Source organism: Bowmanella yangjiangensis (assembly GCF_017255015.1).
GTDB classification, from domain to species: Bacteria; Pseudomonadota; Gammaproteobacteria; order Enterobacterales; family Alteromonadaceae; genus Bowmanella; species Bowmanella yangjiangensis.
Genome location: NZ_JAFKCS010000616.1, coordinates 1 through 430 on the forward strand (window position 1 = coordinate 1; position 430 = coordinate 430).

At 59.5% G+C, this 430-nt stretch carries 1 pseudogene; it reads left to right on the forward strand.

Going from position 1 to position 430, the window contains the following annotated elements:
- Positions 1–430, forward strand: a pseudogene (locus J0A65_RS25940) (hypothetical protein); the annotation flags it as partial.

Genomic DNA, 430 nt, shown 5'->3' on the forward strand with positions numbered 1-430 from the left:
ATCGAAGGTCCCTCCGTATATGACGTGGCGCGTAATTTCATCGACCGCTGGAATGGGCAGCAAGCCTACCTCGCCGATACGCCTGCACTGCAGGACACCACGCTGGTGCGTAATCTGCTAGAGGCAGTCGTACGCTGGCTCAATACGTTGGTAAGTGATCTCGGCCTGGAACGTCTGGGTGTCAAACTCAAGGTGAGCGATGCTCCGCGCCTGAACTTCCCCAAACCACAACCTGTATGGATCAATGCTTCCGAACAGTTGCCCGTGGCGCCCAGCGCACAGCCAGGTGGCATGAGTGTGCAGGTGCTGCGCAGTGCCTCCAGCCGTATGACCCAGCAGGAGCAGGTGGGGAGAGGCAAGGCAGGCGTCAACCTGCCCTTGCCTGCGGGTATCGACAATGGAGGAGTCCAGGCAAACTGTAAGGCCGCCA